Below are 15,851 nucleotides of genomic sequence, written 5' to 3'. Positions count from 1 at the left end.
GTATTTTCTATAAAGCAAGAATAATGCCGCCATCGTTTGCGTACATGCTGGAAACCCCTGCAGTATCTACTATGACAATCTTTTTAAATTTGGCAAGTTTTTCAACCTGTTCCTTCACGAACTGTGCACGTTCCGGACAATTGCAGTGTGCGATTGCAAGAACACGTTTTTCACAGTCTTTTGTGCACTTGATTGCATCCTGTACCATCTGAACCATCGCCTTTTTCATTCCACGTGCCTGACCAAGCTGCTGAATTGTGCCTTCCTTGGTTGATCCCATTACCGGCTTGATATTTAAAGTATTTGCGATCATCGCTTTCAGATTGCTTAAACGACCGGCTTTTCTCAATGTTTCCAATGTCTCCAGTACAAAGAATGTATTCATGGATGCGATATGATCTTCCACCTTTGCAACAACCTCTTCAAAAGGAAGTCCAGCCTCTTCAAATTCCTGAATCTTAAGACCAATGATCGTCTCGCCAATGGATGCAGATTTGGAATTAAATACATGGATATTTTTATGTTCTTCATGTTCGTCTTCGTAAAGACTTGCTGCTAAAACTGCACTGTTATAAGATCCGCTCAATTTGGAAGACAATGTGACAACATAAACATTCTCCTCCGGACCTTCATATGCGCTCATAAAGCTTTCCGGTGACGGGCATGCTGATTTTGGTCCTTTGATGCTTTCTTTGACTCTTCTTAAGAAATCCTTCTGATCAAAACTCTCATCATCGCGGATCATATATCCGTCAACTTCCAGTTCTAAAGGTACATTGCTGAAATGACCATCTGCTTTCAGTTCTTCTGATAATTCACCACAGCTATCAATAATGATCTTATACATAATTCTCATACCCTTTCTTTGCAGTGTCCTGCGGTACCAATTCCCGTCTGATACTATTATAAGCAGCAAACAGGTTTTTATTATTATTTCAAATGTTATTTTTTACTTTCTTATGTAGTTTTAATTACTACGTAATAGTACCATGAAAACTTCCATTTGAAAAGGGTATTTTGAATTATTTATATTTTTTTCACAAATGCTGGTTATTCATATGTATAAGTTCCAACACTATATTTGCTTCCATTGTTGCCAGAAATGTAGAATCCTGCATTTTCCTGAATATTACTTGTAATATCTACTGTCTGTGAACCACAGCCGTTACTGAAGATCAGTCCCATGCAGTCAGACGCAACCTTAATGGTGTATACCGCCTGGTTATATTCATTCTGGCCAACATAGGTCATTTTTTCTCCCGGCCACTGTGTGCTCTTTCCGGAATCATCCCAGCTGTATGCATATACATTGCTCCAGTTGTAGTTGTCTGTAAAGTATACATCAACTTCTGTATCATAGTCCCCACCCGATGTATTGTCATAAATATCGGTTGTGACATCAGACCAATTGCCATCGGATGTATAGCGGTTGTATGCGCTATTTAATGTAATCGTTTTTTCATTATAATATTTACCACTTGGAAGCATACGTACAATTGTTGCAGATGTTGCATCCTTTGGTACAGCTGCTGTATAAACGGTCTTGTTCGTATCTGTTGCAGTAATTGTAGTCATTTTTGTAAAATCACTGTCAAGATTCGTTTTGATTGCTGCAACTGCTGAATCACTTCCAAACCATGAACAATTATTCACATCCAAATAGATGTCACGTGTCAGTACCGGTGGCTGATCCGTCTTTATATAAGTATAATCTTTGGTAACATTCCCAAAATCATTCTCCGCATATAACGTTACCGTTGTTGTGTCTTCAAATGTCTTTTTGACAGATCCGGAAAAGCTTTCTGTTTCTCCGTTCACAGTAATCGTAGACTTTGATGCGTTGTTTGCGGTAAAGGTAACCTCAATACTGTCAGTAAAAGTGGTTCCACTCTCTTTGTCTGCTGAAACAGATGCCTTTTGGTCTGCATGATAAAATACTGCAATTCCCGTAGATCCGACTACGCCGGTGATTTCATCTTCGGTAACTTCAAACTTGTTTCCGGTAATCTCATCATAATAAGTTCCAGGCGTTGTAAGCTTTCCTCCATTTGCAATGGTAACCTTACGATTGCCATCGCTTCCTAATACAATGCAGGCTCCGCTTTTTCTTGTAATTGCAGCTGCCGACATATCGGATGCTGTTGTATAATAATCTTTCTCACCAATGCAGGCATTATGAAAATGATTTACTGCTGCTACTTCGGCACTTGTAAAATGTGTGCTTCCTTTTTGTCCAACCATGATGTTCTGCTTGTCTGTCTGATATGGTCTGGAAAAATACAGAGCGCTTGCACCGTCACGGCTGGCAGCAATTGCATATGCACGGTCGATTTTATTCTGATCTACATATTTTGACTCGCCACCATCATTGGCATAAGTGTCATGACTCTCTGCCCAATATACCAGATTATGCTCGTCCAGACCGGAAACAACCCATGATCCATACCCGCTTGGTACTCTTCCACTTTTAATCGCATTTAAAATATCACTGCCATAACAGCTGTCTGTTACAGACATAAAGGACGTGTATTCTTTCATCTTACTGATGTTGTCCTGTGTACGGCTGTCTACATCATGCTGATCAATTGCCCCGACAAGGATTTCTCCATAGTTATACATACTCTTGTCAATAACTGCATTCCAGAAATTGCATCCTTCCGAAGGAAGTCCGATATGTTTTGCAGCATCCCAGCGAATACCATCAACCCCATCATTTTTCAACTGCTGTACATAATTTTTTACCTTCTGCTGTACGAAAGAATGCTCGGAATTTAAATCCGGCATGCCGATATCACAATGTGTGATCTGCCAGCGATTGGTGTAATTGATATTGCTTCCCGCATTATGCCAGTACTGTGAATCCTTTAAATCCCCATCAATGTTGCTATGGTCACCTGCCAGATGGTTTGCAACTACATCGACAATAACTTTCACCCCATACTTGTCTGCTTCTTTACAGAGTCTCTTTAAATCCTCCTCAGAACCCAGACCGGAATCTGCAACATAAAATCCGTTTGGCTGATACAAATAATACCAGATGCTGTTTCCTTTTACCGCAACCTGTGCAGGTGATGTCTGAACCGAAGAAAATCCAGCAGCTGCAATGTTTGGAAGCTCATCGATGATCTGCTGATATGTCCAGTCAAAACAATGTAAAATAACGCCATCCTGAATATTTTCTGCAAGCTGATTTTCAGAATCAGCTACAGTAGTCTCCTGTGCATAAGTAACCTGTGGTGTGGAAACAAAAACTCCACCTGTAATTACCGATGCAGACAATACGAGACTTAAAAGAGCACTATACAATCTCTTTTTCATGGTTCCCTCCAAAGATAATTTTTCATTATATTTTTACTACCTTCAAAAGTATGGCCATAACCTTTTGCAATTTTATTGTATCGAATCTCTTTTGTCTTCTCAATATTGATTTTCGATAAATTTCGAAAACTATTTTTGGTTATTTTTACACAAAAAATGGTTGTTTTAGTGCTATTTTCCTACATTTTATATTAAACCGTACACATTACAGGGAAAAGAATGCGCATACTGCATCTTTTAATGCATCCATATCCTTTGTTCCCATCAGTTCTCTTGCCGAATGCATAGCAAGAAGTGGAATGCCGATATCTACTGTCTTGACCGGGAATAATGTAGAGGCTACAGAACCGAGTGTTCCGCCTCCGCGAAGGTCTGAACGGTTTACAAAACGCTGATATGGAATCTTCTTCTGATCACAGATCTGGCAGAGGATCGCAACTGCCTGTGCATCCGTTGCATAGGACTGGGAGCATGCTTCCTTAATACAGAAACCATTTCCAAGTACCGGATGATTTGTGATATCCATCTTATTTTGTTTATTCGGGTGCAGTCCATGCGCAACATCAACGGACAGAAGCATGGCATCATACATTGTGCGTGCCACTTCTTCCCCGTTTGCACCAAGTTTTTCCAAAATACGTTCTGCCATATCGTGAAGCAGAATTGAAGCAGCTCCCTGCTTACTTGTATTGCCGATCTCCTCATGATCAAATAACGCAATCAGATTGATTCCATTGTCACGTGTTCCATCAATAATTGCTGATACAAGTGCAGACACCGACGTCTGATTATCCAGGCGTGGACTTGAAATCAAAGTCTCTTTCGGTCCGATATAACAAGGTTCCTCCATACAGAAAAGGCTCAGTTCAAAATCCAGAATATCTTCTTTTGCCACATTCAGCTCTTCTGCCAGAAAACGTAAGAAATAATCCGTCTCCTTCTGCTCTTTCGGAATCATGTCAAGTACCGGCATCAGATCGATCTGGCGGTTTAATTCCACACCGCTGTTCACATCGCGGTTCATATGGATTGCAAGGTTTGGAATTGTAAGCACCGGTTTGTCTGACCGGTAAAAACGCATATCCGGCTCAAACGGATTATCGCTTCGCACTGCAACTCTTCCTGCAATTCCAAGCGGCCGGTCCAGCCATGTATTTAAAATTGGACCGCCATACACCTCGACATTGACCTGTGCATAAGCATCCGTCTGAAAATCTGCATTCGGTTTAATCCGGAAACACGGATAATCCGTATGTGCAGCTGCCATACGCAGCATGTCATTTGTCTGATAATTTTCTCCAATCGTAAAAGCAAAAAGTGCAGTATCATGATGATTCATCACATATTTTCCACCCTTTTTAAGCTTCCATTCCTCTGAATAGCTGATCTCTTCAAATCCTGCATCAATCAGTCTCCTGAGACTCTCCTTTACACATCCAAATGGGGTAACCCCCTGTTTTAACATTTCAAATAAATTCTTCTGTTCTTTCATGTTCTTTTCCTCCAACAATCTTTTCACATTATAGCAAGAATCCCTCTATATTCCAATAGAGGATTATGGTATACTAAAGGCAGTTTATACAGAAACGGAGACTATGCATGCTTGCACTGAAATTAACGGATATCAAGGATTTTATGAACAAACTGCTTCGCAGTGATATATTTGACCATTTTCTGCTTCAGGAAGCAGATATTCTGACCGGTGCTTCTTTCGTCATCGATGGTCATATCAACAAAGATTTTTATTCCTCTGAGGAACTGGAGGCTCTCGGTCTTGCGGATCATAAAGCACTTCCATTTTCCATGTTACGGACACAGTGTTTTGATCTGATCAAAGGAAAAAAGACACCTTCTTCCTTTAAGTTCATTTTCCTGTTGTCTCCGGATAACCTGAGCCGGACGCTTGCTTCTGTCCAGAGCGGTTATACTGTTTCTGATATCTCAGGAATGTTCTTAAATCTCAGATATCAGAACCAGCTGCTCCTGCTTACGACCGGCGTCTCCTACACAATCTTTTCCACAGATAAAAGTCTTGAGGCTGAATGGGATAAACTTGTACGTCGTTTTCTGACCCAGCATGAAATTGCTTTTGAGGAGGCTGTCTGATGATTTTTATTTTTCTTGCAATCGCTCTGTTTGGACTCGATTGTGGTGTCAAATATTATGTTGACAAAACCTATCCTTTGGATGAAGTCCATCCAATCTTAAACGGTCATATCATGATCCAGAAATTTTACAATAATGGTGCAGCCTATGGTTTTATGCAAAAGCATCCTCATGAAATGAGACAGCTTCATCGTCTTGCTGTTCTTCTTCTGCTGATCCTATTTGGCTGGTTTTTAGTCCGCAATCATCCGAAAGATCGTATGACAACTACAGGACTCGCACTTTTTGCTGCCGGCGGACTAAACAATCTTTTCGACCGTGAGCGTAAAGGACATGTCGTCGATTATTTCTGGTTTCCCCACAGGAAAAAGAAGAAACGCCGGATCATTTATAACCTGTCGGATCTGTTCATTTTCCTTGGTGCCATTCTCACTACGCTCGGTGCCAGAAAATAATTTTTTAATATAACTATTCAGACAAAAAAAGAGACAACCAGTTACCAGATACGGTAATGATTGTCTCTTTTTTAATCATTGTGAATCTTATATCTTATTCAATCGCTCTAATAAAGAAATGAAAAAGGTACATAGAAACTTGCTGATTAGTCAGGCGGTTATTTATTAGCCAATAACTTTAACGCCAGTTGCCTGAGGGCCTTTAGCACCATCAGTGATCTCGAATTCTACTTCAGCACCTTCTTCAAGGGATTTGAATCCTTCCATATCAAGTCCTGAGTAGTGTACGAATACATCATGTCCATCTTCTGCTGTGATGAATCCGTAGCCTTTCTGGTTGTTGAACCATTTAACTGTACCTTTGTTCATCGAAAGTACCTCCAATTAATAATATGCTGCAATTACAGCTAGGCTAAGCATAGCATAACAATTTCGAAAAGTAAAGTGTTAAAACGTCAATTTATCAGATATTTCTGATAAAATATGACGATAAGACTATTGAAATTCCAACATTTCCTTTCGATACCATTTTGGAAGAAGGTTTCCCTGGCAGGCCTCATTATGTCTGTCTTTGATCTCCATTGTAACAAAATAGCGTTTCCATAATTCTTCAAATTCATCCCGCTCGCCAGCATCTATGTCCGGCATTTCTTCCTCCTGCACGAAAAAGGATGCCTTGTATGCCGGATGTACCAATGCATATTTCCTTTTCTTATCATAGATCAGAAAGTTCTCATTGGGATAACGATCTTCAAAATGCTCCATGATAACCGGAATTGCATTGCATTTTGGTTCAAACTCCGCATAAAGCAGCTGATCAAGCTGACGGAATCTCAAAAATCCATAAAGTTTCTGACACTCGTTCGATACTTTCCTTGACAGTTCCATCACACGCATAACATATGAATCAGCCAGATGTTCATCTATTCTTATCCCAAACCGGAATGCACGTACCAGATATCCAAATACAACGCTTGCCCGTTCTTCCTCATAATGACAAAGTGCATAAAATACTCTCTGATATACGTACTGTCCCAGCCTGGTACGAATTGCATATACTGTTTTCGCAGCTTTCTGTGAATCAGTTTCAACTGTAATCTCTTTTGCAAAAAGCTGTAGATTTCCTTCCTCTCCGACAGCGATCCGGATCTGATCTTCGTACGGCTGACTTTCCCGGTTCTTGTATACAAAGCCATCAAAAATTGCAGTAAATATACCATCTAATGTATCCTCGCAGCGAAGGATCAACTGTTCTTTCATACGGTTGCCTGTCCTTTCTTTGTGTTTCTTCTTTTCTCATTACGATAATGGAATCCAGTCCGCAAGGGACATCTGTTCATAGGTCTGTGTCTGGCCGTTACCGAGGAGCAGTTCGGCAGGTTTCTCATTATAGATCAGATGATTGGTGATATAGCGTTCATCAAGCTTCGTCTGATACATCATTCTTCCTTTACAGGTGATAAAATATAATGCCCGCTTCAAAACAACTCCCATCTTCTTAATATCAGGAAAGTCCAGTCTCGCATGACGTCTGGCCGCCAGTATACGCTTTGCGCTCTTTGTTCCAATCCCCGGAACACGAAGCAGCGTATAATAATCGGCGCTGTTAATCTCTACCGGAAACTGTTCCAGATGATGCACTGCCCAGTCACACTTCGGATCGATCCGTTCGTTAAAGTTCGGATGCTTGTCGGACAAAAGTTCATCTGCTTTAAACCCATAAAAACGCAGCAAAAAATCTGCCTGATATAAACGGTGTTCCCGAAGCAGTGGCGGTCCATTGAAAGAAGCCGGAAGCTCTGCATCCTGATTCACATTGATAAATGCGGAGTAAAACACACGCTTCATATCAAATCGGTTGTATAATGCTTCGGAAACGGACATAATCTGATAATCCGATTCTCCGGTTGCTCCGATGATCATCTGGGTGCTCTGCCCGGCCGGGACAAAATAACGGTCCGCATGTGCCAGCGTTCCACCACTGGTATTCTGTAATTCTCCAAATTTCCAGTCTCTTTCTGCCACACGCTGTGCTGCTGTCTGTATCTTTCCGGTTCCATAAGATACGTCCGACAGGATACCTGTTGTCCTGTGATAATCCGACAGCTTTGCATGGCTGTCCGCAATCTCTGCCATCTGATTATAATAAGTCTTCTCATCTATACTGACCCGGCTCTTCATACTCGTTATGCCATGATACGCACGGCTCTCTTTTATTCCACTTTGTATCTGTCTCATTGGTCTAAGGATATTCTTACGGACTTTATTGGGTGCAAGCGTACGAAGACCTTCTGCTGTCGGCAGTTCCAGATTCACACTCATACGGTCCGCCAGATATCCAACCTGCTCCACAACTTCCGCAGAAGCTCCAGGAATCCCCTTAATATGAACATATCCATGAAAATGATACTTGTTGCGCAGCAAAAAAAGAGTCTCATACAATAAGCCCATCGTATAATCCGGACTATGCACAATCCCTGAACTTAAAAACAGACCCTCGATATAATTTCTACGATAAAACTCGATTGTAAGTCTGCACACCTCTTCGGGCGTAAAACGCTCTCTTCTCACATCATTTGATACACGGTTCACACAATAACGACAATCATAAATACATTCATTTGTAAACAAAATTTTAAGAAGTGAAATACATCTGCCATCTCCGGTAAATGTATGACAGATTCCGCATCCGGAGGTATTTCCAAGATGCTTTCCATCGCCTTTACGTTCCACACCACTGGAAGTACATGCAACATCATACTTTGCAGCATCCGATAAAATCGTAAGCTTCTCCATCAGGTCTGTATCTTTCTGTATGATCTGGTTCACTTTCTTACCACGCCCTTTCGCAAACATATGTTCTTCCCTTATTATACAATACGAACATTTGTTCTGCAATGGTAAATTTCACACAAAAAGGAGCCCTGTTTTCAGGCTCCTTCTATCTCCTTGATGCTAAATCCATTTCCCTGGACAAGATGTGTTGCATAACTCTCGCAGTATGGACATTGTTTTGCATATTTTACAGTGGAATACGTTTTCCCGCAATCCTCGCAGACGGTCACGCCCGGAAGGATCTCGATCTTAAGTTCTGAATCTTTCAGAAGCTCTGATTTACGGCGTGCATACTGCCAGCAGTCGGTAAGGTATTCCGGCACAACGCCGCTTACCTCACCGATCTCGCAGGTTACCGATCTGACTTCTGTCAGATGATTTTCCTCACCGACCTCTTCCACCGTACGTATTACATGAACGATGATTCCAAGTTCGTGCATATTCTCTCCTCTATGATCTATTTACCGGAGAACTTGATCTTAATGGACTGTTTCAGTGCATTTGGAAGAATATATTTCAGTTTGTCTTCACTTGGCACCATCTTAGAACATCCCGGAAGTTCTCTGTTTAATTTAATTGCATCAAATTCACATTTTGTTGTACAAATACCGCAACCGATACATTTATTCGGATCAACTACGGATGCGCCACAGCCAAGACATCTTGCAGTCTCTGCTTTCACCTGTTCCTCTGTAAATGTAAGTTTGGCGTCGCGGAAAGACTTTTTGGCATCGATGGATTGATTCGTGCCTGGAATCTGACGGCTGGAGTTATCATAATTTTCCACTTTGATATCATTCTTATCCAGCTCGATAAAATCATTTCTGTTACGTCCGATCGTAAGACTTGAATGTGGCTGTACAAAACGATGGATGGAGATTGCTCCCTGTTTGCCGGCTGCGATCGCATCGATTGCAAATCTCGGTCCGGTATAAACATCACCACCGACAAAAATATCCGGCTCTGCAGTCTGATATGTAAGCGCATCTGCAACAGCGCCGTTACCACGTCCAATTTCTACCTTGCTTCCTTCTAACAGGCTGCCCCATTCAATGCTCTGTCCAACAGACAAAAATACATGCTTACATGGAACTGTAATTGTATCGTTTTCATCGTATTTCGGATTGAATCTTCCATCTGCATCTTTTACAGAAAGACATTTCTTCAGCACGATTCCAGTAACTTTTCCATTCTCGGATAAGATCTCTTTTGGTCCCCATCCGCAGTTCATTACTACGCCTTCTTCTTCTGCCTCTTCGATCTCTTCATTGGATGCAGGCATTGTGTCTCTGGATTCCAGACAGAACATATTTACGTTCGGTGCTCCGCAGCGGCTGCTTGTACGTGCCACATCAATTGCAACGTTACCTCCACCGATTACAACAACATCTCCCTCGATCGGATAAGATTCATTTGCTCCTGCTTCACGAAGAAGTTCTACAGCGGTAGCTACACCCTGGGCATCTTCTCCCGGAACACCAGCTTTTCTTCCGCCCTGGCATCCGATTGCAATGTAAAATGCTTTATATCCCTGAGCGCGAAGTTCATCTAATGTGATATCTTTTCCGACTTCTACTCCGGTTTTGATATCTACACCCATTTCCCTGATTACATCGATCTCAGCCTGAACGACATCTTTCTCCAGTTTGAAAGAAGGAATTCCGTATACAAGCATACCACCGGCACGTTCATTCTTCTCGAAGATCGTCGGTTTATATCCTTTTTCAGCAAGATAGAATGCGCAGGAAAGGCCGGCCGGACCACCACCGATTATGGCAATCTTCTCGTCAAAGTATCCTTTCACTGCAGGAACCACTTTCTTTGGAATGTAGCGAGTCTCGGCATTCAGATCCTGTGCTGCGATAAATTTCTTAACTTCATCGATTGCGATTGCTTCATCGATCGTACCACGGGTACATGCATCCTCGCAGCGGCGGTTGCAGATATGTCCGCATACTGCCGGCAATGGATTATTCTTCTTTATCAGCGCAAGTGCATCTGTATATCTTCCCTGTGCAGCCATTTTCAGATATCCCTGAACTGCAATATGTGCAGGGCATGCCGTCTTACATGGAGCTGTACCGGTATCATAACAGTTGATGCGGTTCTTGTCGCGGTAATCCTCATCCCACATTTCCGGTCCCCATTTCTTCTCGGATGGAAGAACATGTTTCGGATAAGTTACCTCACTTCCGTCTTTTTTGCATAATTTCTGTCCAAGCTTCACTGCTCCTGCCGGGCAGAATTCCACACAGCGTCCACATGCCACACAATCCTGTGGGTTGACCTTTGCAACATATGCAGATCTCGAAAGGTTCGGTGTATTGAAAAGCTGGGAAGTACGAAGTGCATAACATACATTTACGTTACAGTTACAGATTGCAAAAATCTTATCTTCTCCATCAATATTGGTAATCTGATGAACAAAACCATTGTCCTCAGCCTGCTTGAAGATCTCAAGAGCCTCTTCTCTTGTGATATAACGTCCACCTTTATTTGTCTCAACAACATAATCAGCCATATCACCGACTGCAATACACCAGCTCTCCGGATCATCAGCACAGCCCTCTTCGTATGCAGTACGGGAACGTCTGCAGGAACATGGGCTCGCTGCATATTTTCCATCGTATTTGTCCAGCCAGTGTGAAATATGCTCGATCGAAATCGACTGATTCTCCATCTCGATTGCCTTCTCTACCGGAATAACATGCATACCGATACCAGCTCCACCTTCCGGAACCATCGGTGTGATCTTCTCAAGCGGAAGACGGCTCATACGCTCGAAGAAACGTCCCATCTCCGGATGCTCTTCAAAAATCTTCGCGTTCATATTACTGAACTCTGCACTTCCCGGAACAAACATCGGAAGCACATACTGTTTTACATGCTCCGGGTTTTCCCAGTTATATTCTACAACTCCGGCATAAGCCAGCTGTTCTAAAATCTCTTCTACATACTTTGGATCTTTTCCTGTAATCTTCACCATCTGATCCAGAGTCTTTGGTTTTCTGACACCGCCGAGTTTTAACGCCATCTCTGCCATCTCATCTGTGCAGAGTGCTGCAAGTCCCCAGTATTCCGGGTCATACTTTGTAAGTTTCTTCATTCCAAGCTTCTGCGGCACACGGTCTGTGACCATTTTTGCCAGTTTCATGATTACTTCACGTTCCGTCTGATTCTCAATATATTCCGGAACAAAATTTCCAATTGGATCTGCCATGTTATACTCCTCCTCTTATCTGACTTCCCTAGTCCTGCTGGTAGCTCTGTACCTCTGTACGAATCCAGTCTGCCCAGTCCTCAAATCCCTCACCGGTCTTGGCAGACACAAAGAAGATCTTTGCATACGGATTCAATTTTAAAATACGTTCTTTCACTGCTTCTTTGCTGAAATCATCAAATACACCAAGTGTATCGCATTTGTTGATCAGCACGACATCACAGATGGAAAACATAAGTGGATACTTTAATGGTTTGTCATCCCCTTCCGGCACTGACAAAATCATTGCGTTCTTGGTACTTCCTGTATCAAACTCCGCCGGGCACACCAGATTACCAACATTCTCAAGAACAACAAAATCCAGATCTTTTGTTCCGAATTCACGGATTCCCTGTCTTGTCATATCAGCATCCAGATGACACATTCCGCCGGTATGGATCTGAATTGCACGGACACCGGTTGCTGCGATTGCTTCCGCGTCTACATCCGAGTCGATATCTGCCTCCATAACACCGATCTTCATTTCATCTTTCAACATGGAAATCGTCCGTTTCAGAGTTGTTGTCTTGCCGGCGCCCGGCGATGACATCAGATTCAGAAGAAAAGTCCCCTCTGACTTTAATTCTGCTCTCAGATTATCCGCATCTGCATTGTTATCTTCAAAAATACTTCTCTTTACTTCAATTACCTTAAAGTCTTTCATATGTTCTCCTTTTGAGATATTTTATCATTGCGTTTCCTGGCTGCCTTTTTGCCATCTGGTTCAACCAGCATCTGTCGTCCAAGGCATCCCTTCTCTTATAAGATACATCCTCAGTCCACTACTGTCAACGGTTTTGCCATATTTTGTTAAATTTTCCACAAAGTATTTTCTCTGGTATGTCCAGAGTATACCCCGGTGCAATACAACAAAAATGACTGCTCTCGCAAGGAGAACAGCCACTCTGTTATAGTTTCTTATTTGATTATTGCAAAACGGATTACTCTCTGTGCATTGAGAATGAATCCATATCATAATTCTCAAGGTTCTGATGGATACCACGGTCATCTGCCTGTGACAGAAGTGCTTCTCTTGGTTTCTTTGCAAGAAGCTGATCCTGATGAGAGCTTGGTCCGCCAACACATCCACCGTCACAAACCATTCCTTCAATAAAGTCTTCCGGAAGTCTTCCAGCTTTCATAAGAAGCAGCGCTTTCTTACATTCTGCTGCACCATTTGCCTTACATACCTTTGCATCGATCTCATCCTCAGATTCTTTTAAGCTCTGAAGCACTGCGGCTGTTACTCCACCGGAAGCTGCAAAACGTTTACCGTAGATGGATGATTCCTGATATGTATATTCTTCATCCGGCATCAGAGTGATATTCTTTGCCTTCATGATCGCATGAATCTCACTGTAAGTCAGTACATAATCTGCATTGCCTTCGATTGCCTGATCCTTTACTTCGGATTTCTTTGCAAGGCAAGGTCCGATGAAAACAGTGACTGCATCCGGATCTTTTGCTTTAATCATACGGGATACTGCACACATCGGAGAAATCGTTGTAGATACGCAGTCTGCAAGCTCCGGATAATGTTTACGTACCATATTTACAAATGCAGGACAGCAGGAAGTTACTTTCTTCTTGCCTTCCTTATAAGCTTCTGCCCATTCCTCAGCCTCATAGGCAGCGGTCATATCTCCGCCAAGTCCAACCTCGATAAAGCCCTTAAAGCCGAGATCTTTCATTGCCTTTTTCCAGCTGTTCATTGTGATCTGCTCTCCAAACTGACCTTCTGTTGCCGGTGCAGCCATTGCGTATACGTTCTTTCCCTCGTCTTTTAATGCATTGATTACATCAACAATATAAGTCTTGGATGCAATTGCGCCAAATGGGCAGCTGTGGATACATTTTCCGCAACGGATGCATTTTGACTCATCAATTACTGTAATTCCATTCTCGTCGTAAGTAATTGCATTGACCGGGCAGCTGGACTTACATGGTCTTTTCAGATGTGCGATGGCATTATACGGACATGCCTGTGCACAACGTCCACATTCTTTACATTTCGTCGAATCAATGTGTGAACGGTCACGTCCTGGTTCAATTGCTCCAAATTTGCAGGCGTTGATACAAGCTTTTCCCATACAGTTCTGGCAGTTTTCTGTTACAACAAAACTTGAAATCGGGCAGTCTGCACATGCAGAGCTGATAACCTGGATCACGTTGCCATCATCGATTGGTCCCGGAGCTTTTCCCTCAGCCAGGCGGATACGCTGTCTGATGATCTCTCTTTCTTTGTAAATACAGCAACGGAACTGTGGTTTTGGTCCAGGAACCAGTTCAAAAGCAATCTGGTCCTTTTTCTCATCAAGCTCTCCTGCAAAAGCGAGTTTTGCAACTTCATATAACACGTCGTGTTTGATTTTGATTACGTTTTCGTCCGCGTACATAGATTCTCCTTTTTCTAAATAAACATTTGTAAATCAGTTTTATTTCATTTGTTAAATCTTTAACATTATTCTGTGCTTTCATTCTACCTTATAAATGAGAATTTTTCTACATTTGTTTGCACGAAAATGCACCTGGTATTGTACTTTTCATCATACAATCCAGATGCATTTCAAAAATCCGTTTCATGTGAGACGGTTTCTTATATTTTCGTATTTTTACTCTCTTCTAAGTGCCTCAATTGGATCCAGATTTGCTGCCTTATAAGATGGCAGAAGTCCAAAGATGATTCCAATCAGCATAGAAAATGCAACCGCAAGAATCGCTGCCGGAACACTGATCGATACCGGCGTTGCATTCAGTTTTGAAATAATCTCAGCAAGAACAATTCCGACGATTACTCCGATCAGGCCTCCAAGACTGGTAAGTACCACTGCCTCTGTCAGAAACTGTCCAAGAATCATCCCCTTCCTTGCTCCGATTGCTTTCTTTAATCCGATTTCACGGGTACGCTCTGTTACTGATACCAGCATAATATTCATAACACCGATACCTCCGACAAGAAGTGAAATTCCTGCGATCCAGATCAGCATCGTATTGGTTGACTGGCTCAGCTGCTGAATCTGTTTTGCCTGCTCTAAAAGATCCTGTGATTTGTACTTTACATTATCTTCCGATACATTCAGATTGCCGTTTAACAGATCGGCTGTCTTCTTTCCTGCATTTGTCATATCCTCTGTACTCTTCGCCTTTAATACCACCTGCTGCGGTTCATCATACTGATAGATAACCGGCCATACGCGATCCGGCACATAAACACATCCGCTGGTATCCTGTGCATAAGTATAGTAATCATCCAGTGAATTAATTACCGGTTCGAATTTTTCCAGTTGTGTCACAATTCCAATGACAACAAACGGCTCTCCTTTTACTTCGATCGTCTTGCCCATAGGATCTGTTCCCTGGAACAGAGACTGTGCGGAATTCTCATCCAGAATTGCAACCTTTCTGGAATTGTTGTAATCGTCCTCGGTAAATCCTCTTCCCGATTTCATCACATATCCACATGTATCAAAATAATTCTCATCAATTCCGTTTACATATCCGCCGGAAATCGAATTGTTCAGATAATAGACGCCGTCATAATCCTGTCTGCTCAGATAAAGAGAAGCATCTTCAACTTCCGGCAATGCTTTGATCTGATCCAATGTATCCTGCGTGACAGTCGGAATTCCATCTGGTACGGACTCATACGAAAAATCAAATGTCCAGTCTCCATTGTAGAGCTGTACTTTCACATTGTTGCTTCCAGAACCGATCAGGTTCTGTTCAATCTGTTTGTTTGTTCCCTGAATTGTGGAAACAATTGCAATAATTGCTGCGATACCAATGATAATGCCAAGCATTGTCAAAAAGGAACGCATTTTGTGTGACCATATCCCCTGAAAGGATAATCGAATATTTTCTAACATCTGATGCGCCTC

13 protein-coding genes are annotated in these 15,851 nt (G+C 42.2%); 2 read left to right on the top strand and 11 right to left on the bottom strand.

Features of this window, described 5'->3' with window-relative positions:
• Positions 1 to 7 precede the first annotated feature (7 nt).
• From FYJ75_RS05180 to FYJ75_RS05170, 3 genes are all read right to left on the bottom strand, one after another.
• Positions 8 to 847 (bottom strand): DegV family protein, encoded by an 840-nt coding sequence (locus FYJ75_RS05180; protein ID WP_154429401.1) that lies wholly within the window; start codon positions 845 to 847, stop codon positions 8 to 10.
• Between the two features lie 203 nt (positions 848 to 1,050).
• Positions 1,051 to 3,318, bottom strand: coding sequence for an alpha-amylase family glycosyl hydrolase (locus FYJ75_RS05175; RefSeq protein WP_154429400.1), 2,268 nt, complete (start codon positions 3,316 to 3,318; stop codon positions 1,051 to 1,053).
• A gap of 205 nt (positions 3,319 to 3,523) precedes the next feature.
• Positions 3,524 to 4,810 carry a M18 family aminopeptidase gene (locus FYJ75_RS05170; protein WP_154429399.1) on the bottom strand — a complete coding sequence of 429 codons (1,287 nt, stop codon included), beginning with the start codon at positions 4,808 to 4,810 and terminating at the stop codon, positions 3,524 to 3,526.
• A gap of 107 nt (positions 4,811 to 4,917) precedes the next feature.
• Between FYJ75_RS05170 and FYJ75_RS05165 the strand changes: the two genes are divergently transcribed.
• Positions 4,918 to 5,424, top strand: a complete 507-nt coding sequence (locus FYJ75_RS05165) for a DUF5721 family protein (RefSeq protein ID WP_154429398.1) — start codon at positions 4,918 to 4,920, stop codon at positions 5,422 to 5,424.
• Positions 5,424 to 5,879, top strand: a complete 456-nt coding sequence (lspA, locus tag FYJ75_RS05160) for a signal peptidase II (protein WP_154429397.1) — start codon at positions 5,424 to 5,426, stop codon at positions 5,877 to 5,879. The genes FYJ75_RS05165 and lspA overlap by 1 nt, the downstream gene beginning before the upstream one ends.
• A gap of 165 nt (positions 5,880 to 6,044) precedes the next feature.
• Here the strand turns inward: lspA and FYJ75_RS05155 are convergent, their stop codons facing one another.
• The 8 genes from FYJ75_RS05155 to FYJ75_RS05120 form a co-directional block, all read right to left on the bottom strand.
• Positions 6,045 to 6,248, bottom strand: a complete 204-nt coding sequence (locus FYJ75_RS05155; RefSeq protein ID WP_154429396.1) for a cold-shock protein — start codon at positions 6,246 to 6,248, stop codon at positions 6,045 to 6,047.
• A gap of 126 nt (positions 6,249 to 6,374) precedes the next feature.
• Positions 6,375 to 7,139, bottom strand: coding sequence for a TIGR03915 family putative DNA repair protein (locus FYJ75_RS05150; protein WP_154429395.1), 765 nt, complete (start codon positions 7,137 to 7,139; stop codon positions 6,375 to 6,377).
• Between the two features lie 39 nt (positions 7,140 to 7,178).
• Positions 7,179 to 8,735 carry a putative DNA modification/repair radical SAM protein gene (locus FYJ75_RS05145; protein WP_154429394.1) on the bottom strand — a complete coding sequence of 519 codons (1,557 nt, stop codon included), beginning with the start codon at positions 8,733 to 8,735 and terminating at the stop codon, positions 7,179 to 7,181.
• A gap of 74 nt (positions 8,736 to 8,809) precedes the next feature.
• Positions 8,810 to 9,154: a hydrogenase maturation nickel metallochaperone HypA gene (locus tag FYJ75_RS05140; protein WP_154429393.1), complete on the bottom strand. Its 345-nt coding sequence runs from the start codon at positions 9,152 to 9,154 to the stop codon at positions 8,810 to 8,812.
• A 17-nt stretch (positions 9,155 to 9,171) separates the two neighbouring features.
• Positions 9,172 to 11,934 (bottom strand): FAD-dependent oxidoreductase, encoded by a 2,763-nt coding sequence (locus FYJ75_RS05135; protein ID WP_154429392.1) that lies wholly within the window; start codon positions 11,932 to 11,934, stop codon positions 9,172 to 9,174.
• 28 nt (positions 11,935 to 11,962) lie between these two features.
• Positions 11,963 to 12,637 carry a hydrogenase nickel incorporation protein HypB gene (gene hypB / locus FYJ75_RS05130; protein ID WP_154429391.1) on the bottom strand — a complete coding sequence of 225 codons (675 nt, stop codon included), beginning with the start codon at positions 12,635 to 12,637 and terminating at the stop codon, positions 11,963 to 11,965.
• A 277-nt stretch (positions 12,638 to 12,914) separates the two neighbouring features.
• A complete protein-coding gene (locus FYJ75_RS05125; RefSeq protein ID WP_154429390.1) occupies positions 12,915 to 14,369 on the bottom strand; it encodes a 4Fe-4S dicluster domain-containing protein in 1,455 nt (484 codons plus the stop codon).
• 216 nt (positions 14,370 to 14,585) lie between these two features.
• On the bottom strand, positions 14,586 to 15,839 hold the full coding sequence (locus FYJ75_RS05120; RefSeq protein ID WP_154429389.1) for an ABC transporter permease: 1,254 nt from the start codon (positions 15,837 to 15,839) through the stop codon (positions 14,586 to 14,588).
• Positions 15,840 to 15,851 lie beyond the last annotated feature (12 nt).

The organism is Roseburia porci (assembly GCF_009695765.1).
Taxonomy (GTDB): Bacteria; Bacillota; Clostridia; order Lachnospirales; family Lachnospiraceae; genus Roseburia; species Roseburia porci.
Note: the sequence above shows the minus strand (reverse complement) of the source record. Positions and strands in the feature narration are given on the sequence as shown.

Bases quoted from the DNA above. Each gene is read 5' to 3' on its own strand.
- FYJ75_RS05120 (WP_154429389.1), bottom strand. From the start codon at position 15,839: ATGTTAGAAAATATTCGATTATCCTTTCAGGGGATATGGTCACACAAA.
- FYJ75_RS05165 (WP_154429398.1), top strand. From the start codon at position 4,918: ATGCTTGCACTGAAATTAACGGATATCAAGGATTTTATGAACAAACTG.
- FYJ75_RS05125 (WP_154429390.1), bottom strand. From the start codon at position 14,369: ATGTACGCGGACGAAAACGTAATCAAAATCAAACACGACGTGTTATAT.
- hypB (WP_154429391.1), bottom strand. From the start codon at position 12,637: ATGAAAGACTTTAAGGTAATTGAAGTAAAGAGAAGTATTTTTGAAGAT.
- FYJ75_RS05145 (WP_154429394.1), bottom strand. From the start codon at position 8,735: ATGTTTGCGAAAGGGCGTGGTAAGAAAGTGAACCAGATCATACAGAAA.
- FYJ75_RS05170 (WP_154429399.1), bottom strand. From the start codon at position 4,810: ATGAAAGAACAGAAGAATTTATTTGAAATGTTAAAACAGGGGGTTACC.
- FYJ75_RS05175 (WP_154429400.1), bottom strand. From the start codon at position 3,318: ATGAAAAAGAGATTGTATAGTGCTCTTTTAAGTCTCGTATTGTCTGCA.
- lspA (WP_154429397.1), top strand. From the start codon at position 5,424: ATGATTTTTATTTTTCTTGCAATCGCTCTGTTTGGACTCGATTGTGGT.
- FYJ75_RS05150 (WP_154429395.1), bottom strand. From the start codon at position 7,139: ATGAAAGAACAGTTGATCCTTCGCTGCGAGGATACATTAGATGGTATA.
- FYJ75_RS05180 (WP_154429401.1), bottom strand. From the start codon at position 847: ATGTATAAGATCATTATTGATAGCTGTGGTGAATTATCAGAAGAACTG.
- FYJ75_RS05140 (WP_154429393.1), bottom strand. From the start codon at position 9,154: ATGCACGAACTTGGAATCATCGTTCATGTAATACGTACGGTGGAAGAG.
- FYJ75_RS05155 (WP_154429396.1), bottom strand. From the start codon at position 6,248: ATGAACAAAGGTACAGTTAAATGGTTCAACAACCAGAAAGGCTACGGA.
- FYJ75_RS05135 (WP_154429392.1), bottom strand. From the start codon at position 11,934: ATGGCAGATCCAATTGGAAATTTTGTTCCGGAATATATTGAGAATCAG.